The organism is Petrotoga halophila DSM 16923, from assembly GCF_002924615.1.
Window position 1 is genome coordinate 1 of the sequence record NZ_JALY01000031.1, and the last position, 338, is coordinate 338.

Consider the following 338-nt stretch of genomic DNA (forward strand, 5'->3'; position numbering starts at 1 on the left):
GTGTCTTTGAATTGTTCAACCACATCTTTCGTCTTATTGAACATTTCAGTTAGTTCGTCTGATACTAATCCTTGCTCTAAAATGGCTATTTGTGATTCTAACTCATCAAAAGCATTCATGACACTGCTTTTGTCACCTACTGATTTAGAAGAAAAATAAACAGAAGCAAGCTCTTTTATACTATCTACTATTTCTAACGAGCTATCAGCGTAAAAAACGAGGGTTGAAACGTTATTTTCTTGGGCTAAGGTTTTAAAGTCAGTAATACTTTGGCGTAATTCATTGGATATATCTTTAAAATCTTGATTTACGAGCCTATTTTTTTCTTCGTTCAATTG

General features: G+C 32.8%; 1 pseudogene. It reads right to left on the reverse strand.

Annotated elements, in window-relative coordinates:
* Positions 1 to 338 (reverse strand): annotated as a pseudogene (locus AA81_RS14380) (methyl-accepting chemotaxis protein); the annotation flags it as partial.